Annotated in this window: 19 protein-coding genes and 1 pseudogene; all 20 read right to left on the bottom strand. The window is 34.3% G+C overall.

What is annotated here, in order from left to right; genetic code table 11:
- Window positions 1-99: 99 nt before the first annotated feature.
- A complete protein-coding gene (locus A9G47_RS08535) occupies window positions 100-2,286 on the bottom strand; it encodes a heavy metal translocating P-type ATPase (protein WP_065642694.1) in 2,187 nt (728 codons plus the stop codon).
- A gap of 129 nt (window positions 2,287-2,415) precedes the next feature.
- Complete coding sequence (gene suhB / locus A9G47_RS08530) at window positions 2,416-3,219, bottom strand: inositol-1-monophosphatase (protein WP_065579546.1); 804 nt, start codon at window positions 3,217-3,219, stop codon at window positions 2,416-2,418.
- A gap of 156 nt (window positions 3,220-3,375) precedes the next feature.
- Window positions 3,376-3,810 carry a type VI secretion system baseplate subunit TssE gene (gene tssE / locus A9G47_RS08525; protein WP_065567179.1) on the bottom strand — a complete coding sequence of 145 codons (435 nt, stop codon included), beginning with the start codon at window positions 3,808-3,810 and terminating at the stop codon, window positions 3,376-3,378.
- Complete coding sequence (gene tssJ, locus A9G47_RS08520; RefSeq protein WP_065567180.1) at window positions 3,811-4,326, bottom strand: type VI secretion system lipoprotein TssJ; 516 nt, start codon at window positions 4,324-4,326, stop codon at window positions 3,811-3,813.
- 20 nt (window positions 4,327-4,346) lie between these two features.
- Complete coding sequence (tssG, locus tag A9G47_RS08515) at window positions 4,347-5,393, bottom strand: type VI secretion system baseplate subunit TssG (protein WP_065567181.1); 1,047 nt, start codon at window positions 5,391-5,393, stop codon at window positions 4,347-4,349.
- Window positions 5,357-7,120 (bottom strand): type VI secretion system baseplate subunit TssF, encoded by a 1,764-nt coding sequence (gene tssF / locus A9G47_RS08510; protein WP_065567182.1) that lies wholly within the window; start codon window positions 7,118-7,120, stop codon window positions 5,357-5,359. Before tssF ends, tssG begins: the two co-directional genes overlap by 37 nt.
- A 57-nt stretch (window positions 7,121-7,177) precedes the next feature.
- A complete protein-coding gene (tssA, locus tag A9G47_RS08505) occupies window positions 7,178-8,788 on the bottom strand; it encodes a type VI secretion system protein TssA (protein ID WP_065567183.1) in 1,611 nt (536 codons plus the stop codon).
- 33 nt (window positions 8,789-8,821) lie between these two features.
- On the bottom strand, window positions 8,822-12,151 hold the full coding sequence (locus tag A9G47_RS08500) for an ImcF-related family protein (protein ID WP_065642693.1): 3,330 nt from the start codon (window positions 12,149-12,151) through the stop codon (window positions 8,822-8,824).
- Complete coding sequence (locus tag A9G47_RS08495) at window positions 12,152-13,285, bottom strand: hypothetical protein (protein ID WP_065642692.1); 1,134 nt, start codon at window positions 13,283-13,285, stop codon at window positions 12,152-12,154.
- A 5-nt stretch (window positions 13,286-13,290) separates the two neighbouring features.
- Entirely contained in the window at window positions 13,291-13,557 is a 267-nt protein-coding gene (locus tag A9G47_RS08490; RefSeq protein ID WP_065567186.1) for a PAAR domain-containing protein, read from the bottom strand.
- A 1,521-nt stretch (window positions 13,558-15,078) separates the two neighbouring features.
- Window positions 15,079-16,159 (bottom strand): annotated as a pseudogene (locus tag A9G47_RS08485) (IS3 family transposase).
- A gap of 183 nt (window positions 16,160-16,342) precedes the next feature.
- Window positions 16,343-16,549, bottom strand: coding sequence for a hypothetical protein (locus A9G47_RS08475; RefSeq protein ID WP_065642691.1), 207 nt, complete (start codon window positions 16,547-16,549; stop codon window positions 16,343-16,345).
- 96 nt (window positions 16,550-16,645) lie between these two features.
- Window positions 16,646-17,683 carry a hypothetical protein gene (locus A9G47_RS08470; RefSeq protein WP_141674843.1) on the bottom strand — a complete coding sequence of 346 codons (1,038 nt, stop codon included), beginning with the start codon at window positions 17,681-17,683 and terminating at the stop codon, window positions 16,646-16,648.
- Between the two features lie 165 nt (window positions 17,684-17,848).
- The gene (locus A9G47_RS08465; protein ID WP_065642689.1) at window positions 17,849-18,871 is read right to left on the bottom strand and encodes a hypothetical protein; all 1,023 of its coding nucleotides are present in this window, start codon (window positions 18,869-18,871) and stop codon (window positions 17,849-17,851) included.
- Between the two features lie 12 nt (window positions 18,872-18,883).
- Entirely contained in the window at window positions 18,884-19,315 is a 432-nt protein-coding gene (locus A9G47_RS08460; RefSeq protein WP_065642688.1) for a M23 family metallopeptidase, read from the bottom strand.
- 302 nt (window positions 19,316-19,617) lie between these two features.
- Window positions 19,618-20,412 (bottom strand): hypothetical protein, encoded by a 795-nt coding sequence (locus tag A9G47_RS08455; protein WP_065568032.1) that lies wholly within the window; start codon window positions 20,410-20,412, stop codon window positions 19,618-19,620.
- A 302-nt stretch (window positions 20,413-20,714) separates the two neighbouring features.
- On the bottom strand, window positions 20,715-21,155 hold the full coding sequence (locus A9G47_RS08450; RefSeq protein ID WP_065568033.1) for a hypothetical protein: 441 nt from the start codon (window positions 21,153-21,155) through the stop codon (window positions 20,715-20,717).
- 2 nt (window positions 21,156-21,157) lie between these two features.
- Window positions 21,158-21,574 (bottom strand): hypothetical protein, encoded by a 417-nt coding sequence (locus A9G47_RS08445; RefSeq protein WP_065642687.1) that lies wholly within the window; start codon window positions 21,572-21,574, stop codon window positions 21,158-21,160.
- Window positions 21,575-21,603: 29 nt separating this feature from the next.
- Window positions 21,604-23,163, bottom strand: a complete 1,560-nt coding sequence (locus tag A9G47_RS08440) for a hypothetical protein (RefSeq protein WP_065642686.1) — start codon at window positions 23,161-23,163, stop codon at window positions 21,604-21,606.
- 23 nt (window positions 23,164-23,186) lie between these two features.
- Window positions 23,187-24,439: hypothetical protein (locus A9G47_RS14280; protein WP_176700683.1), on the bottom strand; the 1,253-nt coding region annotated here is incomplete at its 5' end.

Raw genomic sequence — 24,439 nt, 5'->3', positions numbered from 1 at the left:
ATTTTAACAACATTTATACGAATTTATTGAATTGATTAATGATAACGAATAATAAAGGAGGCCATTAGCCTCCTTATGCTACCACCAACTTTATACGATTTATTTTCCGCTCTTGGCCTTCCAACGTTTGAGTAATAATGCATTGGTAACCACACTCACACTACTTAACGCCATCGCTGCGCCAGCAATCATTGGGTTTAAATAACCTAGCGCCGCTAATGGAATACCAATCAAATTATAGACAAATGCCCAGAATAAATTCTGCCTGATTTTATTATAAGTTCGACGCGAAATATCAATCGCATCAGCGATTAAAAATAAATTGCCTCGCATCAGCGTAATACTTGCTGCATGCATTGCCACATCGGTGCCCGTTCCCATAGCAATACCGATATCGGCAGCAGCCAAAGCAGGCGCATCATTAATACCATCCCCGACCATAGCCACTTGATTATTGGCTTGTGTATAGCTTTCTTTCTGTAATTGATAGATATAATTTGCTTTGTCTTGAGGCAATACTTCAGCAATAACTCGATCAATAGCTAACTGATCACCGACATAATTTGCTGCTTTCTGATTATCACCAGTTAACATTACCGTATTAACATGTAGTTGATGAAGCGCATCAATTGCACTTTTGGCTTCATCTTTAATCGTATCAGCAAAGCCTAATACCGCCAAAATCACTACATTGCCTTCTAACTGTTGTTTAGCTAAAAATGAAACGGTATAACCTTTGTTAGTTAATTCGCTAATTTTATCATCCATATTCATAAAATAAGCGTTTAATGACTTCATCCAACGCAAACTTCCTAAATAATATTCGGTATTATCAAGGGTAGCCATTACACCTGAACCTGTTACTGAAGTCATATTTTGCGCATAACGAAACTTTCCTGCTTTACTTAAAATCGCCTTAGCTAGTGGATGCTCACTACCCGCTTGCAATGATGCAGCAATCGACAAAATTTGCTCGGGCGTCTCGCTGCTTATAATATCCATTTCGACTAATTCAGGTTTGCCCATGGTTAAAGTACCTGTTTTATCAAATGCGACCGTATTAATACTGTGCAGTGTTTCTAATGCTTCGGCATCTTTAAATAAAATACCATGACGAGCAGCTACTCCAGTACCCACCATAATGGCTGTTGGCGTTGCCAGCCCTAAAGCACATGGGCAAGCAATCACTAACACCGCAACACAATAAAGTAATGCTTGTTGCCAATCATGCGATATTATTCCCCATGCCAATAACGTAATAAGTGCAATTAATAAAATCATCGGCACAAAAATCGCACTAATGCGATCAACAATGCGTTGAATCGGCGCTTTTTTTGCCTGAGCTGATTCAACCATTTCGATAATCTTCGATAGTGTTGAATCGGCCTGAATGGCGGTCGCTTTAACAATCAATAATCCTTCACCGTTAATCGTGCCACCAGTCACCACATCGTTAACCATTTTATTGACAGGCAAACTCTCACCAGTTAACATCGACTCATCGCTACTTGATACACCTTCTATCACAATGCCATCAACCGCAATACGATCACCAGGTTTAACAATAACAATATCACCGACTTTAACTTGGCTTATTGGCAAACTTACTTCCTGATCACCACGCCTAACTAAGGCGATATCCGGCCTTAAAGCACAAAGTGCTTCAATCGCTTGTGTGGTCTGATGTTTAGCGCTTGATTCTAGCCATTTTCCCACCAAAATTAAGGTGATAATCACCACTGATGACTCAAAATAAAGATGTTCAGTCTTTCCCGTTATAAATTGATAAACCGACAGCCCATACGCCGCACTAGTGCCGATAGCAACCAGTAAATCCATATTGCCTGACAACGCTTTAACCGCATTAAAAGCACTTCGATAAAATTTTGCCCCCAAACCAAATTGCACTATAGATGCAATAACCAATTGCAACCAAGCTGGCATCATCAAATTCAAACCAAACAAAGCTAATAACATAGGGAAGACAAAAGGAATGGCAAAAATAATAGCAATAATAATTGGGTATATAGATGATTGCCTTTTAGATTTTTTTTGCTTATCCGTTGATTCGGTAATTTCAACTGCATGATAACCGGCTTTATCCACTGCCGACATTAAGGCTTCCAGCTTAACAGAAGCATTAGCATTAACCGTTGCTATTTCGGTAGCAAGGTTAACGCTAACATCAATCACACCATCTACTTTCTTGAGTGCCTTTTCAACGCGCCCAACGCAAGATGCACAGCTCATTTCTTCGACAATAAAATTGTATTGGACAGTTTTCATTCAAATCATCCCCCACTTATTATTTATGTTGTTGGCAATCAGTATATACCCAAAATAAAAAAGGGGGCACGAAAATAAGCATAAAACAGCAGGGTAAGATTAACCCTGCCTTAGGAAAACAAAGAAAGGTTAATTACGAAGATTTTCTGGCCATTCGTTTTGGGTAGAAACCAATAAATCTTTAACAACACGAGGGTTACCCGCCACAATATTACCAGAAACCATATAGTTATTTCCGCCAGCAAAATCAGTAACAACCCCACCAGCTTCGCGCAAAATAAGCTCACCAGCTGCGATATCCCACGGTTTTAAACCAATTTCAAAAAAACCATCTAAGCGGCCAGCAGCAACATAAGCAAGATCTAACGCAGCCGAGCCAGCACGGCGAAAATCACCACATTTAACAAACAATTTTTGTAAAACAGTAAAATAACTATCGCTGTATTGTTTCGCTTTAAATGGGAACGCAGTAGCAAGCACACTGCCCTCCAGATCCTTGGCATTACTAACACGAATACGATAACCATTAAGCTGAGCACCTTTACCACGAGCAGCGGTAAACAGCTCATTACTCATTGGGTTATAAACCACAGCAATTTCGGTTTTACCTTTAACTCGGGCTGCGATTGACACAGCAAAATGTGGAATATTTTTGATAAAATTAGTCGTACCATCAATTGGATCGATTATCCACTGCGTATCAGCATCATTCCCTTTCGCCAAACCACTTTCTTCAGCAATAATAGTATGATCAGGGTAAGCTTTTTTGATTGTCTCAATAATCAAAGCTTCAGCTGCACGATCAGCATTAGTAGCAAAATCATTAGTGCCTTTGGCCTCAATCTCGATTGAACTTGGGTTTTCATAAGCCTTAATGGCAACATTCCCTGCTTTACGAGCAGCACGGATAGCGATATTCAGCATCGGATGCATAGTTTTCTTCCAATTGATGATGTTAAAGAACGGGAGGACGAATCAATATGATTATTGATCATCGTATTAAACAATAATCCCGTTAGTATAAAGGTTTTACAGCATCTTTGCCAGCCTGTGTTTGTATTGATAGGTAAAATCCACACAAGCTAATCCTTAGGAGTATTTGTAATGGTGACCTTTTCGTGTATATTTTAGATGCGCTTTGCCATCAGGCATAAAATAAGTTCCATACTTAACTAGCCCACCTTCTTTAAAATAACAAACAAGTTCATATCCAAGCACCATTGTATCATTACTTTCTTCAGCAATGTTAACCTCGATCGATGCAAGTCTTGGCTCATACTTTAACAATGCTTGTTCAATCGCTCTCATTAAAACATAAGCTGATGATGGCAAAGCCTGAAAGATTGTTGACATGTCAGGTAATCCATAGTCTGGCAAGTGCTTTATAGCACCAGCTCGGCTATTTAAAATACGTTCGATATTATCCATCACGCTGATAATTGTTTGTTCATTTTCAGCCACATCATCAACCGCTATACCTGATTGAAAATAACCATAAAGTTGGTCATACAACGATGCACCCATTTATTTTTCATCCACCAATTTGATTGTATATTGACTTGCTATTATTTCGCGTGGCTTTGTAATGTTTAAATCTCCTCGTTTTAAAACAAGTCGCCAATTATCTTCATTTAAGTTTGGCTCTTTATAAAGAGCTGCAATACCAACCGCTTTGGCCTTTTGATCAAATGAAACATCAATGGAACTAGCAGTATTTGGTTTTAATACAATTTCTTTACTTTCAATCATCGACTCCTTTAATGCATCACTATCTTGCTCAACTATTTCTTGATAAGAAACACTATTAAAAGCATCAGTTTCTTTTAATTGATAAATACGAATCACAACAGGTGAAGAGTGACCATCATCATCCATATTTAATTCAGATCTTGCTGTAATATCTAAATGTAATGTTCTCACATCCCATGTAAAAATAGAGTTACTTAAATCAGCAGCCTTTTCCGAGACTCTTTGTGCTATACCACAACCTGTTAGCCATATAGTTAATAAAATAGCAATCAATATATTCATTATTCTCATATTTATTTCCTTTCTTTATATTATGCTGCATAACTAATTCCAGAATAATACCCTAAATTTATAGCGACTTCATCTGGAACCGATTTAGCATTTACTGTTTTTTTATTAAATGATGCTGTTTGTCCTAATCGACTATTTTTAGATACCAATTGACTACGAGGTAAAAATTGGCGTTGAATATAGAGTGTCATTTTAGCATCAACTTGATAACCTAAATAAGCGCGTAACAAAGCCAACAGGTCGCGATATAGTTGCCCTCCAGGAAGTAAATCTGCAATTTGGTTTTCGTGTTGCGGCGTAATTGCGATATGAACGGTTTGATTGCACTCTTTAAAGCGAGATCCTAATATAGCACCACCATCTAAAGCTGCTCTTTGTCTCCCTTTGCTTCCTAGCCGAGCAGGATTATCAATTGATTGCCAGACAGGAAAAAACTCACTTACAACAACTTTTGCATCATTGACTAATACACGAACTAACCCGACTATTCCTTCTGCGGTGCGCGTTTTTTGTGTAATTAAACCTAATAATGCTAAAAAACGCGATGATGGGGTACCAACTTGTTCTGTTGCCCCTTTTATACCGAATCCTGTTAATCCAAGTAAAGATAGTGATATTGGATCTTTTCCACCATCTAAAAAGCTTGCTGGGTAATGATATTTCAACCAAATTCGATAAAACTGCGTTATTATACGATGGTTAAATATATCTAAAAAGTCTGTCATAGCTTGGTAATTTTCTTCACGACGAATAATATTATCAAGTAATCCTAGTGGTAATACTGCATCAACACCGTACAAACCTAAAAATCGAGTTCTAACTGTGGCTGGCCGATTAATATAAGGCGCTCTCTCTATATATTTAAGCTCACTTGCAGGAAAAGACATGTCTATTGATGGCGCAAAACGCAAAGGATCCGCAACTGGAGTTTCATGTTTACCCAACACCGGCCCATCTGCATAAATTTGTTCAATTAACTGACAAAAACGGTAAAAATTCAATTTTGGCAGTTGTTTTTCAAGAGCCTGCATTAAAGGGCTGTTTTCGATGCTTTGCTGTGGTGCCATACAATTTTATTTCCTGTAGGTAAAAGAATAATCACTAATTGTGTAAATAAGTTAACATCGGCATATAATGCAAAAAACTGGTGTAACAACTCACCAAAAAGCATCACATCACCTTCACCTGTAAACTGATAACTGTTAATTGTCACCTCAATTTCTATTCCTCGCTGTAACATCCCTTTTTCAATACGTTTAATCATTCGGTGGGATACTTCTACTATCCCCTCTAAACGCCGACGATTTAATTCGTTATCGGTCCAATCATACAAAGCAAGTGTCCCACGTAACACTTCGGCATTCATTAATGACAAATAATTAGGTGCTAAATGGGATAATACTCGCCAATAAAAACGATCTTCTGTTGGTGGATAGCAAGGTAATGTTGGAGAACATAAATTCTGTACTTTAGATATGCTGTTTTGAGAATAGCACAGCTCATGAATTCGAGCATTACGTAATGCTTTACGTGGTAACATACCGTTAGTACCCGTTACTCGTAATGATAACGTTTCGGCCTCAAGCTCCTCTTCTTTACCCCAAGTTTTGCCCCCCAAAATTAACCAAGTATCATGCAAACCTGATGCACCTTTACGAACTCGAGTATGATAATACCTTTCTGGTGCATCATGTCGTAACATACCACCCCGATGTTTAAAACTGGTAAAAGGCACATAATGGTAACGTCCATTACGAGTGATAGCTTCTACATGTTCGACAGAATGAATCTCAACATGCCCATCTTGGCGCAATAATGGGCGAAGCAGGTATTCACTTTCTAATTGGTTAACAATAATAGGATCGGCTTCCATCTCAAACAAATTAATGACAGGTACACAATGCAGACGAATATTACCATGGTCAAAAGGCATATCACTTGGCCAAGCTTGGTTAAGCAATAGTTCAATGTCTATGTAGTTACACTCTTTCGAGAGCTCACAAGCATTTAACCCATGCAAATCAACAAACATAAATTTTTCGCGAAAAGCAAAATACTCTAATAAAAGTTGATATCCAGCAAAAGCATTATCGGGTTTTAGCCACAATCGCTCATCTTCACCAAAACCAACAGGTGTTATTTTTCCTTGGAAATTTATACGCTCTCCCGGTCGATTTGCATAACGAAAATGTGTTGATGCAACTTGTTGGGTTAACATGTAATGTAATGTTGATGCAATTGGCCCATCAGCATTCAAATATAATCGTAGTTGAGATAAGTCAAGTTGTTCAAAATCGGCTAACGCACTAAAACTTAGGCGAAGCGTAATCATACTGCGACCATCATGATGGATGCCAAGTTTGGCTTGGCTGATGTTCATAGGTTGTAGCTTCACCGCTTGCGTCGTACGATATGGGCATCTTGTGCCCGTCGGGCCAAGTGGCTCTGTTTGCACTTGCAACCCCATCGGGATAACTTCAGGGCGAGATAAAGACTCATAATTTGGCGTCAACTCAATAATAGATAATGACGGAATCAGCCGTAAATAGTGAGGCCAAAGTAAGCTAACTAAGCTTTCGGTAAGTTCAGGCAAATCATCATCAATCTTCTGGCGTAATCGCCCCGTTAAAAAGGCAAAACCTTCAAATAATCGCTCCACATAAGGATCGCGATCACCAACTCGATCTAAATTAAGTTGGCTTGCTCTATCAGGATGAATTTTAGCAAACTCTTTTCCAGCTTCTCGCAAGTAGCGCATTTCAGATTCGTAATAACGTAAAATTAGATCATCCATTATTTATCTCTTTATTTTCATATTCGTTAGTTTGATTATTTTTTATAGTTTATAAAATTACATCACACTTAATGCTCTAGCTGGATCGAGTTCGGTTAGCTCTTGCTGTAACAACTCTCTTAACTCCAATAAATGTGGCTTTATTATCTCTTTGGATTTATTTTTTTGCTTAATTAAACGCAATAAACATCGCTTAACATCAAATAATAATTCCTGCTCCCATTGTAATAAAGTTAAAGACTGCTGTTGATTATTTAGCCCAATTAATAAGTTTAATGCAATATCTTGTTTACCAAGCTGTTCTGCCACTCTCGCCTGAGTATAGCGCAACAAATATCGTTGTTTAGGAGAGCGCAGTAATGGCAAATTTTGTAGCCAATAAAATGCTTTTTCTAAGTTTTCAGCATGAGCAAGCTCAAGAGCTTGTTTTTCAATTTCGTTCCAATCATTCTCGCCAGATACAGCTATAGGTACCATGCTGTCACCTTCATCTAAATGATGAATGCGAGCATTATTTGCAATCCAGTTTAATGTTTCATCGTCAGCAAATGGCATACCATTTTCAAAAAATAGGCGCTCAATACCATTTAGCCGTTCTAACATTAAACCAATGTCCGTTAAATAAATATCAGCCCATGATTGATAAGGCTCTCCCATTTTTTGTAGCGACATTACCGTTGCTCGTTGCAAGTCTAACCAGAAATGGTTAGCACTTTCCATAAAAGCCGCTTCAACACGCTCAAAAAGTTCTGTCCACTGTTGTTGAAGAATTAAACGGCTAATATGTTGTTTAAGCTCTGTTCTTGGTGCTGGTAATCGCGTTTTTCCTCTATGATCAGCGGGTGGCAAATCAATAACCGTATCCCACCTAAGCACTCGTAAAAAACGACCAGCAGCAAGGTACCCTTCTGGTTTTTCACGCAAAAAAGAGGCCATTTTACGCGCCTGATCGAGTACATCACGTTGAGAGCTGATCTTTATTTCGGTTATATTTTTAGCTGGTTCTTGCTGCGGAGAAGAAACTGGCGTAGCTGAAGCTGTATTTTCTACACTGGAAAGTTTAACCGATTGATTTATACCACTATTAAAAAAGTGAACTAATGCAGATAAGTTAGGAGGATCGATAGATTGATCAGGATTATCGCTAACAAATAACTTTTGGCAGCAATGATCAATTTGATTTAATGCAACAATAATACGCGTCAAACAATGCTCAGATAAAGGTTGCAAGTGAGTAAGCTGATCAATAAATTTTGCATTAGCAAGCCATTCTATCGCGTTTTTACGGATATTTTGCCGTGAAGGATAAATTGATGAGCCAAATTTATCTAATAATCCAGCTAATAGCTCAACACCATCAGCAAACCCCTCAGCACCATCTATATATAAACGAGCCAAACAATAATAAGTTACAACACGGATATCTTTACTATGTTGTTTTAATATTGTTTCACTTTCCGTAACAATCAGAGAGTAATCAATCCCTGATAATTTTGTGATCTCTTCTTTAATATTTTGAAACGTATCGTGATATGTTAGGTCTTCTCCTGTAGGCTTATCGGGCGTAATTGGTTGTAACCAATTATCCCAATGTTGATTTAATTCTACTTTCACTGACTCATTAGGAGCTTGTTGCCCCAAAAAACGGCTTAGTAATTGGCTAAACATAATAATAATCCAACATTTTATTTTAATTAATCGTTATTCAAATACCGTTTTCGGTAAAGTAAAATTACGCAACTTCAATAACGTTAATGGCCCACCACCTAACTGAGTACGTAAAATGAATTTTAACTTACGGTGATCAGGCGTTTTCCAAATAAGTTCATAGCGACTTGAATCTAACGGTTTAACAGATGCAGACTCAAGCAAACGAATCCATGCCCAATCACCGCCATGATATTGATAAAGTCGTAGTCCTGAGGTATCACTACTCCAGCTTAATTGTGAGTAAGATGAGTATCCATCACCAGGCCAATTGAAGCGCTTCCATGTAGGGGTTTGATTAAAATAATCTATTTTTTGTTTGTTAATCAACAATTCGGTCCGCGCAATTTTGTTACCACTACGTGGCATCAGATCAAATGACAAAGCCACATCCCCTGTTGCAAGTAATTCTGCCGATATTTCATTAAATAATTTTAATGTATCAAGAAATTTAGGCGAAAAGTTAAGGCCTTGAGCATTTACAGAGTTAACAACCCAGCTTCCCCCTTTCTTTTCTAATACGCCACTTAGTTCACTGGTAATAAAATTATCAATAAGGCCTGTATCGGCACGCAAAAAACGTGCAAGTTCAGCTAATGATGCCTCGTTACCACTATTTTTAAAAGGATAACGCCCTGCAAAAGATTTTTCCCATTGGCTAACAATATAATTTTGCCAAACCTCATTAAAGCTATTGGCTGCGGGTGCTAACACCACTTGCCAAGATTGTTCTAATGGTTGTTTAAATAGGCTATAACCAAATCCTGACCACTCTTCACCTAAATTAGCAGCAATTAAATTACCATAATCTCGTGTTTCGGTTAAATCAATTGAAGTACCTTTAAAAACACTTTTTGCTAATCCTTGCATCATGGCCTGAGGGTCGGCACTATTAGCTATATTTTGTAATTTTAAGCGAACTTGTGTAATACGTAATAAGTAAGTTTGTAAAGAAAGCCCATCGGTATTTTTACTATTAAGCAAGCTAGTAACCGGTGAAAATGTAGCAGTTAACGGCCCTGACGCTTCGTTATTTATCGGTAATCCTGTTTTTGATTTATTCCCAATCAGTTCTTGCGCTGAACGAATTAAGTTATCTGATAACCCGTCCCCCGAATACGCCACTTCAGACTGATATTTGACCACATTAATTAGAGCAATTAAAGGGGACTGCCGAGTATCAGCAAGTAAGGTAAGTTGTTCAATAACATCTGAAACATTATTAGATGAATGCCATTGTATCGTATTTAGAAAATATTGCCATGCAGCACCATACTCACTAAAATACCGATCGGTAAGTTGTTTTTTTAACGTATCAGGAGAAATCGAAGCAGTTAAATCGCTTTCTCCATCACTCAACACCCAGTCAATTTGTTCTTTGCGATATTTTGCCATTTCAGCAATTTCGCTTTTAATGGTGTCATCCCAAGCTTTGCGGGTATAAACGCCGGGTATTTCAACATCGGTTGAAAACAGCATTTGGCTGTCTAAGCCTTCAAGTAACTGATTCAAATTTTGATTTGCATAATGTTGGCTCGCTCGCTGAATCAATTCTTGATAAAGAGTATTAAGTGCATTTTGCACACCAATTTTATTAATTAAAATTTGCCTAACATCTTTAACTAAACGCGCATCATTATTTTGTGCCCAATTAGGGTGTAGGTTAAGCATTTGCCCCCAAAAGCGAACTAAGTCGGGCATCAACCTTTGCCAATCACCATCACTCACACCTTCTGGCGTACGCCATTTTTTTGTGGCAAATTCACTCAAATAAAGCCCATCGCTCTTATCTGGGCGACCCATCATTAAATAGGCTTTTAACACATCATATGCTGAATCGACCAATTTTTCCCTTCTAGAATCACCAGGCGGTAATTCGGTTAATAAAGTCAAATAGTCAGTCATGATATTATGAAGTGGCGTTGCAATATTACGTGAGTTAGTTGCACGATAGGTAAGCCACATTCTTTTAAGCACTTCATCATTATGATTTAAACCAAAACGATAAAATAAAGGAGCGCCTTTTTCTTGGCGATAAAGTAACTGTTCTAGATGTTGTTGTAACTGATGCTGTATCTGTAACCGTGAGGTATAATCTTTCTTAATCGAACCGTCCGCTTGCTTTACAAGCTCAAAACTATCATCAATGAGAGATGCATTTCGAAAATATGAAGTACATAGTGCTATACACATTATTCCCATAAATGAAATTACAGCATAACAGGACCAAATATCCCATTGTATCCCCATTCGCCGACCCATTTGTGCGTTGGCATCATCTCGAATAGATTGCCATGTCGGAGTCATTGCTAAGGAATGTTCAAAAATAGACGTTTCTTCATGGGTCTGTGATTGGTGAGGAGTAAAAAAAAGCCCACGAACATTCGGAGAATAAGGAAAGGAAATCAAAGAAGTCAAATAACGCTTAATATTAGAAATATCGCGCTTAACCAAGTCTTGGCTTAATTTGAGTAAAAACGAATAATTGGTATTATCTTTGATTTGTCTCACGCCTCGTTGGCTGCATTCTTGAGCTAATTGATTAAGAGATACAACAACCGGCTCCATTGCCTCTTGTTTTAATTCAGTAAAAAGCAAACCAACACTTTGTTCTATTCGCCCTTTTTGTGACCATTGGCTTTGTTGTCCTGCAACTAAATAAAGTGGCGGACACCATTTTAAAGCCTTATTGCGAGCTTGTAATTTTAGTACAGCCTTTTCGAGCAATAATTGTTGCCGGCGATTATTATCAAGGTACTGTTTAGGTGTAACCCAAACAACAGCATCTATTGGTTTAGTAAAAAATGGCAAAATACGCGAAAAATGCTTTTTTAAGGCTTGCAACCACGGTATATTTGGCTCATCTTGAATATCACCACCGTATACCATTAACGTATTATCGCACAACTGCCACTGATCTTTTGGTAAATTAGGTAACAAAAGCTCAACGTCGGAATGAAAACCTAATACTAAACATTTGCAAATTTTATAACGCCAAAATGGTCCTAAACGATATCTACACTGTTTTTTAATATCCAAAAATTCAGCAAATGGCTGTGGCTCTTTTGGTTTTTTATTTTTGACGGGATTGAGAGATTCACGCTTAGTTTTGTCTTTTGCCCACAATTTATAGCTATTTGTAATAAGAATAGGGGTTAGCAGTAAACCAAATAACAATAACATCCCTTGTATCCATAATTGAGATTTTTCTCTTACTGTTGCATAGCCAAACCAATCCCCCCAAAAAAAGAGCCCTAACGCTAACAATAGTGCAATCAATAATATAATAAAAATTAAGCCAATCCATTTCCATTTATTTTTCATTTACGACTCCCTATCTATTGTTGTCACAACTGAAAATAACCATTGATTATGGTTCATTGCAGCAATTAAATTATTTTGTTTTGTTTTAGTTACCATTTCACATGCCAATACCAATGAAAGCCAGTAAGATAGCTCAGTTTGATTACCAGCAATATTTTCTAAGTGATACATCAGTTCAGGAGATATATCCCATTCCGCCAACTGTTTAGCAACATTAACTTCTTGTTTTTTATCTAAATTAGAAAACCAAAGTTGTTTTACCTGATGAATTACTGATTGCATTTCAGCCATCTGCTGAATGCCTATCGGCATATCTTGAGTTATCATAGGTCGTAAAATTTCGTTTTTGCCAATATCAATAGCTAAATCTTGATAGTATTTTTTATCAGTAAATAAAAAAGCACATATGAAAGCAGAACCCGATGAGCCAGTATTATTGATAATGATTAATTGTATGGAGGATTGAGGGCTTTCTATCCGCTCAATTAACTTGTCAGTATCTACTTGACTCATAATCTGATAAGACATCGTATAAGGTTGTTTAATTTTTGCATTTTTATAAGCAACATCGATATCTTTTTCAGAAAGACCATATGATTCAGGTGACGAGTAAACGATAATATTGATAAATTCTTTCGGAGAAAGTAAAGATAATACATCTTGCATTGAAGAAAATAAGCTTTCAACACATCCAGCCATATCAAAATCATCATTAAAAATTAACGGTTTATTTGCATGAGAAGTCAGATTTTGACTATTCTCCATAATATCGTCTATGCTGATTTTACTCGGTAAAGCATAAAAACTATTAAGAACAATTAATGATTGCATTGCCCACTCTTGCCAATTTTGTTCAATTTGTTTTTGCTCAAGTTGCCATATTTCATATTCTTCTTGCGCAAGACCATAAAGATAAAACCGAACACTAACAGCAATGCTTCCTATTGCTGCCGAAATAAATGCAATACTTAACCAAAACGTCCATTGCAAAAAAGAGTTTTTATCAGGCCACATTAATGCAAGCACAATGCCTGTAATGAGAATTAATAGGATAAAAAAGAATAACCATCTTCCAAGATGTAATGCTTTTGGTGCTTCTAGCGGATCAATAACAGTAGGTTTAGGCCAAGACATAATATTTATTCCATTACCGCTGAGCTAATTGTAGAAAGCACTTTACAGCCACATTCACATAAACATTGATCAATAACTACAGCTTTACCATCAAAAAGGCTCATTTTAGCCCCTTCGATAATTTTATTTATACCATGTCCCTTTTTAGGGCAACTTACAAGATCACCAATTAAAGCAACTGGTTTGCCTTCAATGATTGCCGTTGAAGATGCAGATATTACAGACCCACCATGTGTTGTTGGGTCACCTAATCGAACCACATTTTTTCCCATTGTTTTTATTCCTTAATTTTTTATGTTTGTTACTAATATGATTATTGATTTATATGTAACATGTTAGGTTTGACTAAATTATAACTTCATATGACAAATTTCTATACCATTGTTTTTCAAAAAATCATCGCCTAGAACAGATAAAGCCAGATAGGTTGGCTATTTATGCCATGATCACATCTTTGCTTACTCTTCTATTTTATTTAATAATTTAAACACTCATATCTGTATAACACTTTTCCTATATATTCTTTTTAATAGTAAAAATTTGCATCATAATTATTTGATAAATATTTAGTTACAGGTTAATTTTCACCAATTTTAATCTTTCTTTGGTGGCCTAATTTTCTAACTTTTTATTGGTCAATTGCCTTGCATTAATTTTTTACGTCTTCCCCCGCTTAGGCCTTTAAATCTTTACTTAAGCATTTTTGCCTTTATTTTATAATTGCCTTTTAATGTTATAAACATACCAATATAACCACCAATAGTAATGCTATAAGAAACCAATAAATCCAAAATATTGATTGCTTAAATTGATAATATCATGTACTTCATATGTGGATAAAATAATACACTCATAACAACAATAATAAGCAAAAATGTTAATCACAAAAAATTTAAAGCTATACATCAAATCACTTATTTTACCACTAAGCTCATATAAGCATATTAAAATTAGCTATTTTATAATAGCTTATGATGATCATTTCGTTATTCAAAAATCACGTTAACGCCCTTCTCTGGATTGAAAAAGCAATTCCCTATCTAGCCTTGATAAATCATTCGATCTTTATATGTAATTTTTTATTCTAAGATTCACCTTTTAGCTTAATTGTGGATATGGTACAACCAGAATAGTAATTTGGGGGGGGATGCTACTACTACAAGCTGTTTATTTTTACTTTCCAATACATTTTTAACCGCTAATGCGATTAACCGCCACCGACGCAATTCCTAGTACAACCAATTTAGCTATCAACTTAAAAAATACGCTTCAATTTAAAACTCATATGATTTAAGTAAACCAATATTGCTTTGTTTTCATCTTTTGTTATTCCACTAGTCCAAAAAACATCATAATCGTTATCTGCATTACGCCCACAATAACGCGTTATCAAGAGTTTTTAGTATTGGCGTTTGCTCACAACAATAAATCTTAATTGATAATTTCCTAAAACCAGATAACGAATAATCAGTAATTGCCAATTCACTTTTTCTTTTAATTACATTTATCGTATATATTATAACGTTATAATATTTATTATGAAGTTAATATTTCACCAATGTTTTTCTACATATTTTACGTAAAAATAGGTTATATACATTAAAATGTCCCCTGAACTGCTGGATAAAAACGCACTTAGATCCTTGGTTAGCTCATTACATTGATCACGTTTGGCATCTTTACTAAAGCAGCAACGATCTAACCATTTTTGCAACGCATTATCGTCAAAGATGATAATTGCGATAGTGGCTACTGTAAATACTCCAAACTTAGTACACAACTCACGTAGAAAATCATGCTGCTTGTTTTAGTGTTTTATACTCAATCGGTGTCATGTTATTTAATGCTTCATGCGGTCTTTCGGTGTTATAAATCGTTAACCATTCTTCGGTTATTCTCCTTGCTTGCGCTAAGTTGTTAAAAAGATATAAATCGAGTACTTCAGTACGATAGGTACGATTAAATCGTTCAATATAGCCATTTTGATATGGGCTACCGGGTTGGATATAATCAATGGTTATATCATGTGATTTAGCCCAGTTTATAAAGGTTTTTCCTGTAAATTCTGGCCCATTATCGACCCGTATTTTTAATGGATACCCATGATATTCGTCCAGTTTATCTAAGTAACGGGTAATCCTTCCTGCTGGTAAGCTTACTGCAATATCAATACCTAACGCCTCACGGTTAAAGTCATCGATGACATTGAATGTCCTAAAGCGACGTTGATTACGGCTACTGTCACTCATAAAATCCATTGACCAACATTCACCTTGTTTATTAGGCACCAATAGCTTTTCTTGTGTTCGTGGGGGATACGTTTTTTACGTTTAGCCCTAATATTAAGGTTCAACTCACAATACACCCGATAAACAGGTTTATGGTTCTATTGATATCTCAGCTTTCTGATACGATTAAAACATTTAGGAAAGCCCCAGCGTAAATGCCGGTCTGTGACAGTATTCAACACCGAAATAATCACGGAATCATCCTGAAACTTAGGTTGGTAATAGTAAGCACAACGGCTTAAGCCAACAATGGCACAGCTCATAGCAATAGTAACTAAATGATTTTTTTGTAGTTGCTGCGCCCACGTTTTACGTACCTTTGCGGGCACTAAAGCTTTTTTATGATTTCTTCCTGAAGCTGGGATTTTAAGCTCAGTTCGGCAAACATCTGCTTAAGCTTGCGGTTTTCCGCTTCGAGTTCTTTTAGACGTTTGATATCCGAAGTTTCCATACCGCCATATTTTTCTCGCCATTTATAAAAAGTTGAATTACCCATGTCCTATTTACGGCACAGCTCTTTAACGGGAATACCCGCTTCAGCTTCTTTTAAAATAGCTACGATTTGATGTTCAGTCATTTTTTTCATAATTGAATCCTCTTTTACTTTTATCATAGAGAATTTTCTACTTTTTTGCTGTACTATTTTAGGGGGGTAGTTACATACCCAACCTTGTATCAGTACCCCTTGTTGATTCAATGCCTGAATATAACGCCATACCGAATAGGGTTAGCATCATCGACCGCCATTAAACTCTCATCCCCCGATGTGTCAAGTAATACCGTGCGTGGAAAGTAGACGGTGTTGCTTTGGGTAAATTATCCAATGAGCTAATGGTGGTAATTCACTATTTAACACTCGCTTCATGTTAGATAAAGGGATTTTTTTAGGCTTGTCAAAACGTTCGGATTGGCTGACATTATGGATGATGTAACCTATAGCTTCTTCTATCTGAAATTCTATTTCTTTGTCACCCATATTTCCATTGTCAAATCGATATATAGCCTATGTTAGCTAGTAAAGAAAAGTTATCACTAATAAATAATTTTATTGTATTTATTAATAAAACCATATTTAATCAAAATAATCATCGATTAATAATTCGCTAGCATTGATACAAAATTTTCTTTCTTCATTATTGCATTGGCGAGTAAATAACAATTTATTATTATCCTCGGATTTCTTTTCAAACTTACATTCAGAATTTGATAAAGTGTATTTTTTTTTATCTGTATATTGATATAAATCAGTTAAAATGACATGATTAAAGTAATCTTTAGGGCAATATTTTACTTTCTCTGCTGTCTTTTTTTCAGAATCAAAAGCAATAAAACGACCTGTTAAGTTTAGATAAACAAATTTATCTTGTTTCTTATCATAAGAGTAATAAGCGTCAATGATATTTCTTTCATTAAGGCTTTCTGTAGTTTTAGAAATGTAAAAATCATTATCTTTACCATCAAAATTAGCATCTCTATCTGTATTTATACTAGTGAAAGAAAGAAAACCAAAATCTTTCAGATTATTGATTGTTTGAAATAAACTACCATCCTTTTTCCTGTAAATATTGATCCCGACAACTTGTAAAAATTCACCTTTCTTCTTGGAAATAATAGTTTTAAAGTAATAATCTTTAGTAGATTCTCGTTGTATAATTTCTACATTATTAAATTCCACATTTTTCTCTAGTTTTAAATTATGGTCAACAGCATTAACATGTGTTTTAAAATCATAGTCAAATTTTTTATTTAATTTAAATGTGCCATATAATTTTGACTCACATTCTAATGTTTTATTAAAAATAATGGTGCTATCCTCATCAAAATCAATATTTTTTATTACGATAGTATCTATGCTCGATGTGCTAAAGTTTGTTTCAGGAATGTTAAATATTATACTTTTGTCATTTTGATATTTATTAGTACTATTAAGTTGTTTGGGTTCATAGGTTTTATTATCTATATAGATAATATTAATGTCATCCTTATAAAAGGCATCAAAATAGAATTCTACTTTATACTTATCTATAGTGCCTTCATAAATACTATAATTTGCAAATACAAAATTAGAAAAAAACACCATGGTAAAAACCATTCTTTTTATACAAATCATTCCAACCTCACTTTTAGATTATTTTCCCTTTTTTCGTCTATAAAGTGCTTCTTTGGGCTTAACTATATTTTAATATTAGCGTTTCATTTTAACCACTAATGAGCAATAAATTTAGGAGGCAAGATTGAATTGTTCTTTATAAAAAATAAATTTCTATTCATTTGATTATGGCTCATCACCGACCTCTACGACCGCCTTTTCACAATCTTGTCTTTCTTTTTTAGTACACTTTTTTTGAAAAAACTTTTTATTATCATAAGCAATACAATATTGATCTAAATAATTATATTTTTTAGTGTTTTCATTAAAATAATACATTTTATTTATGGTGATACTTGTTGGATCTATAAATTCATTACCGCAAGTTTTAGTACTAGTCGCGATTTTTTTTTCTGAATCAAAACGAATGGTATATCCTTCTAAATTAGGATCAATAAATTTATTTTGCAATCCATCATAAATGTAATAGGTTTGTGGGACATTAGCCGCATGTGCTTCGCCATCAGCAAGTAAAAAATCATTTTCATTACCATCAAAATCAAAATCGCCTATTTGAATCGCATTAAAAGCAAAAAAACCATAACCTTTTATATTATTAATTGTCTGTACTAACTTGCCGTTCTTTTTACTATATACGTTAACTCCTGTGATTGTAATTTCTCCTTTCCTCTCTTTAGATATTAAAACTTTAAAATAGAATTCTTTGGTTGAATTCATTTGTAAAAATTCAACATTTTTAAATTCAGTGTCATTAAATATTCTCTCAGCATCTTTTTCTTTTACTTTATCTTTGTCATCCCACGGCCATGCTAAATTATATTCAAAAACTTTTTTCAACTTAAAATCACCAAATTCATTTAAAGATCCTATTAAAAAATCGTTTTGGGATTTTGTTTGATTTTCGCTAAAATCAAAGTTTTTTATAATCAACGAATTTATGTTATCTTTTAAATTAATAGAATAGTTTTTAAAATAATAGTTATCATCTATTCTTTTAGGTAATCCTAAGTATGTAATTTCGTGTGTTTCATTATCAACGCAAATAATGTGAAAATCATCGTCAGAGATAGCATACATATAAATTTCTACTTTTCTATCACCTATATTTCCAGTATATACACGATAGATAGATTGAGCTAACTGCGGTAGCAATAGGATTATTATTAATAAATATTTTATTCTGTTCATGTATTTCTACCTTTATTTTTGAATATAATACTTCTTACCATTTATTACCGTTTCTGTTTGATCGTCTATATCTATATGATTTAAATTGACAAAAAAATCAGGGGGTATCTTATAGCCTAATTTTCTTTTTTGAGGATCTTTTTCATTTTTCTCTAGAGATATATTATTATCAATATTCATAGCAATTTCTAAATGTAAATGAGTATTAGGAAGCCCTTTCGAATTTCCTGTGTCGGATGTATAACCGATATGATCACCAGCTTTAACTTTGGTACCTTTTTGTATTCCAGATACTTTTAGATCTTCATGTAAATGGCAATATCGAATATAAAAATAATCACTGTTTATATCAAAATCGCTCGCTTGTATAAACTCATTTTTTCCTTTTCCTGAAAACTCCAACGTATAATCGTTTCGAGATGCGCGCAAATCATCACCTTTCACTTTTAAAACGATTACATACGTGATCAAGTGTTTGCTAATAACCACAATGTATATTTTGGTTTGACTTTAACGTAATAATGACTCGTATCCCTGACAAATTTTATCCCCCCGACCTTGCTGGTAAAAAACCAGTTGGTTTAGATGCTTGAATTAGTTTTGCGTCTCATTCTACTAACAAAATTGTCTTTTTTCTTTCTGGTGATTTATCTGCTAATACTCAGATATTATTGATAAATTCAGGTAAATCATCACAGGTAAAGAGTTCTATGTGTGCTAAGTTTTATCTTTCTTATTTTTTATAATTAATCAGGAGAGAGAACTGTTATTAATTTTGTTTTACCGTTCTGATAAATAAAAGTATAAGTTGTTATGCCTCCTTGAAAATATTGAGTAATTTCTAGTTTATTTTTACCATACCATTTGTAATCAATATCCACATCTCGGTCCTCATAGTTAACAGAGAAATTTTCGCCCACTTTAATTTTCTTTCTAAATACCTTATCAAGATCAAAACTCATTGCATTATAAACATCCAAAATAGTCATATTGTTATAATAGCAAATATCCGTATAACTCATATCAACTTGTTCTAATGCAATACATTTTGTATTACTATAATAATTATTAAGGTTTTTCTCTTCTTGTTCTGGTAACCGTTGGTAAAAAACTAATTGTTTTTTATAAGTAACCATTAATTCATTGTTATCAAGTTGGATAATATTCATGTAATCATTACGGTTACAAATTTCTGATAAACTATCTCTATCATTTGTATAAATTTTAGCGAAATTAGTAGTGGTTAGATGATATTCTTTTAATTCATCACTATAATTTTTAAAAAAATTATGTTTATTTAATTCATTATTTATATCGCCTTCACTTCCAGTTAATTCTTTAAAATCGCAACCTAAAAATGTTATCTTTTGCTGATTATCTATAATCAAATTACTTAATGATTTTTTTATGTTTTTGTCTGTTTCAGGAGTTAATTTCTCATTGATTAATCTATAATAATTGTTATTTGAATCAAAATCTGATGCATAAACAACTTGTGATAATAAAATTAATAATAAGATTTTTAATATAATATTTTTCATACTTTTATTCCTAATTATTCAGGGTCAGCCCAAAGCTGTTACTGTACCCTTCTTTTAATAATTAGAGGGTCTAATAAACCTGCACACTTCTGGTATGGTAAGTTTGCTCTATTGGTGAATGGATTTTTCAAATCTAAAGCGTTTTCACCTGAATAATATTCTAAATGCAACATATAAATAATGCGATCATCAATAATTAATAATGGTCTATATTTTTTGTTTGCTTAGAATTAATTTCAATGGCATGGCTACTTTTTGGTTATAAAATAACTTAAATGTCAGATTAAGCAAAAACTATTGCGCTAATCCTCTTTTATTGAACTAATTAACACTAGTTGATCATTAATAAAATTATAGTATCTTTTTCTGTAACCGTTTTTATCTTCATTTTCATCAGGATCTGCTATTATTCCAGAAATAACAATCAAGCTACTATCTAAATGATATTCTATTAAAAACTCGTTTTCTCCATTTTCATCTTCTATTAAATAAGCATTAGGTAAACCAATAACTTTGTTTGATAGTAAGTTGCTAATTTCTCCGCAAATAGCACCACCGCCACATCCATAGACCTTTACTAAATAATGATAAGCAAAGTTTGCATTTTTTATTTTTATTTTTGTTTTAGTTTTAATAGTAAAATCGTTAAAATTTAAGTTAATATGCTCTTTCTCTTGAGCTATGCAAGTATAACTAGTTGAAAACAGAATAAAACATAAAATAGAATACTTAAATATTTTCATATTTATCTCCAATTTCCGTTTTTTGATTCTCTCAATGCTTCAACCATTTGATCTGGAAGTATATGAGCCGAATTTAATCCATCACCTTGGTAGTATGATGAACCTTCAAAAGCAGCAACTCGTCCTCCACTTATTGCTTTACCTTTACGTACCCCAGCTGATGCAAACTCTTTAGCCCAATCATAAATTGCATCTTCAATATCACCATTATGTTCTAAATATTTTATTATGTTTTTTCTTTTAATTTTTATTAAATATTCTTCAAATAAAGTATCTTGTGTTTCTTTATTATATTTCAGTGATAAATCTAACTTTAAATAAGCTACAGCAGCTTTTAAAGTTTGTGGAATTATTTGAAAACGTCCTGCAGCAAATATTTCCCTTTTTGTCTGCTTATCAATTAATTCTTCTATTGTCATAGAGGTCAAGTTAGTATTAAAAAAAGCCCTTAATTTTGGTTTGGTTTGGTTTGGTTATAAGCTGAATAATCATTATTGGATTCTACTTTTCCTAATAATAAAGCAAACGGACTTTCTGCCCAACACTTCTTTTTTTCAATTATTTTAAAATAATCCACCATTGCCACGGGATGAATAAACCACGCCTTGCCGTCTGCGGATAGATTGGACAGTTTAGGCGTATTGGCATCAGTGTTTGCGGTTGGGTTTTGAGCTTGTGCTTGTGCCACTTCTTTCCACCACAGTGACGGTTTAATGCGTTGCTCTTTTTCTATTTTCCAATTAGTTTGAATATATTTAAACGCTTCGTCCACCAACTTGAAGACATAATCACGTAGGTAAGGTTGGGTGATGCCGAGCTCATTTAAGCCTGCTTCAATCATCTCTTTTTTCTGTTGTCTCTCTTCTTCAAACAGTTCATCAACTTCGTTCCATTTGCTTAATGCCTCATCGGCATACCATTCACTTTCATATTTTACCAGTAAATGCCCTATCAGCTCTGCGGCCCAACTTCTGCGTAGCGCTTCCTTTAAATCCCTTTCTGTAAAAGTAGGTGGCGGTAGACCTTTTTTTCGTTGTGTTGAATATATCAGTGTTCCTGTCAAAATTTGGTGTAATGCGTGCATCGCTGGCGTGTAATCTTCTAAATCCAATTTCGCCACTTTATTTTTGCCAATCTTGTTAGATAATTCACCTATCGAGGCTTTTTCTTCTATCGTTTCAAACCCAGGCCAGTGCCATGGGCTACACCGTTTGATATGTGCTTGCGCATTGTCTTTTATATTGACCCAACCGTGTATCATTAGGCTTTGCTTATCCAGTGCTGTCACTTTTACCCATGTTGTGTTGTCTTCATCTATCGCTATCAAGCCGTCATGCGCTAATGCATTGAGCGATAGGGTGCGTGAGCTTAATACCGTATTTTTGTCTTCCTCTGTAGGGATGTTCGCTAATGATAACGGAAAATCATGCCAATAACTTGCGCTTGAATTGAGTTGACCATCTTCGCCTTGAAGGTGTAATACATTATCTAATTCTATCCAGTACGGCTTGTTTTCAAGCATAAAACGAATTGTAAAAAAATCCTCATTATTCGCAGGCTCAGAATAGACGCTCGGTAGCCTCGTATCTTGTTCTTTTCCGCCACTAACTAACTCAACTTTATCGGGGATATCTTCCTCGGTTAATTCAGGATAACGTGAATGGTACATTAGCATTAAATACTTTTTCTCGCTCGCCGTTAAGATGTACGATTGCGATGCGTCTTTTTTCGCCGGTATTTTTCCATTAATACCATTAACTACCTTGTCAATCTCCGTGCCGAATACTGACTGCGCGTTTGAAGTATAAAAAAATCTTGCGGGAAGATTAAAGGTATAGACCGGATTGATTTTAATATAGTAGTTTTCGGTATTATCGGTAAAATGAATCCCCACGCCAGGGCTTAAACAACCTGCTAGTTTAGCAGCTTTAACTAATTGGGCCTCTTTTTCAACTAATATGATTGTCTTTTCACTTTCCAGTAATCCATCTGCTAATGCTCGTTTCATGGCAAATCATTAATACCTTTGTGCTATTGCGTATACACTAACTCCTCTTTTTTTGGTTGTCTGTAAGCCACAAAATAATCTTTACCTACAATAAATAATGTATTGTTCATATAAATGGCTTGATTGCCATTTAATAAAAATTTAGCTATAGGTAGTTCATCAATATTTTCAAATGTGGCATATTCCAATTCGTTACTGATATCAATGTGATATTTTTTAAAATTTTCTACTTGCTGTTGATATAATGCCTCATTATCAAAAAATTGTTTTGAATTAGTCTTACCAAAGTTTACCGGATAAACTTGTTGATAATTAACACAAAGTTTTTTTTCATTAGCGTTTAAAGTTAATGTCGCACTATCAAGCTCTTCTAATTGACCACCCTCAAAACGTAAATAATTATTAGCTTGCTTACTTGTTAACAAAAGACTTCTAGCCGAATGTTTATTTGGATCTTTAGTAGCCCATTTGCTATAGCAATTAGACGTAACCGGTATTTCTTGAAACTTTCCTTCTTTTGTAATTTGAAAATGTTGTATTTCTATTGTTTCATCTTCAAAGCGTTGTTGGCGTTCAATGGAATAGTTTTTGTCTATATTGTAACCCCCAAAACCGGCTGGATACATATTTGTTGCCTCATCTCTTGTTGCGCCATAATAATTTTTTAATATTATCTTATCTAAAAAATCATATTGTTCTGATAAAAGGTAAAGATAAATTATTTGCTCTTCATTTTCTTGTGTGCCAGTTATTAAAATTGGATTTATCACATTATTAATTTGAGGTAGCTTTATTCCATTTAAATCAATTAAATAATTATTTAACTGTTCATATAAACTATCGTTATCGAATAAGTTTAAATAGTATGCAAAACTTCTTGATATATTTTGAGGATAATTATAATAATTCTCATCCTGAATGAATTTCGCTGATCTTTTAGAATTAATTGGTAAATCTAATGAGGGAAATTTATTACTTAATTTTTGAAATGAATACTTGTTTTGGGGTTTTAAAAAAGATGCAACAAAAGATTCATTGATAAATAATAACTGATCATTTCCAAAAATCAATCTATGCTTTGGCAATAATAATTTAGCTAAATCAACATCTAAAACATCATCGAATTGTAAATAATTTACATCACCATTCGGTAAAATAAATTCGTTGATAATTGGATTTTCAATTAGATTTTTTGTGAGCAATTGGGATAAATCAGATGTTCGATGTACGCTGACATTATACTGGTTATTATTAATATAAATGATATTATTAACTA

This window comes from Gilliamella sp. WF3-4 (assembly GCF_001690275.1).
Classification (GTDB): Bacteria; Pseudomonadota; Gammaproteobacteria; order Enterobacterales; family Orbaceae; genus Gilliamella; species Gilliamella apicola_C.
This window is presented reverse-complemented; position numbering and strand designations above follow the sequence as displayed.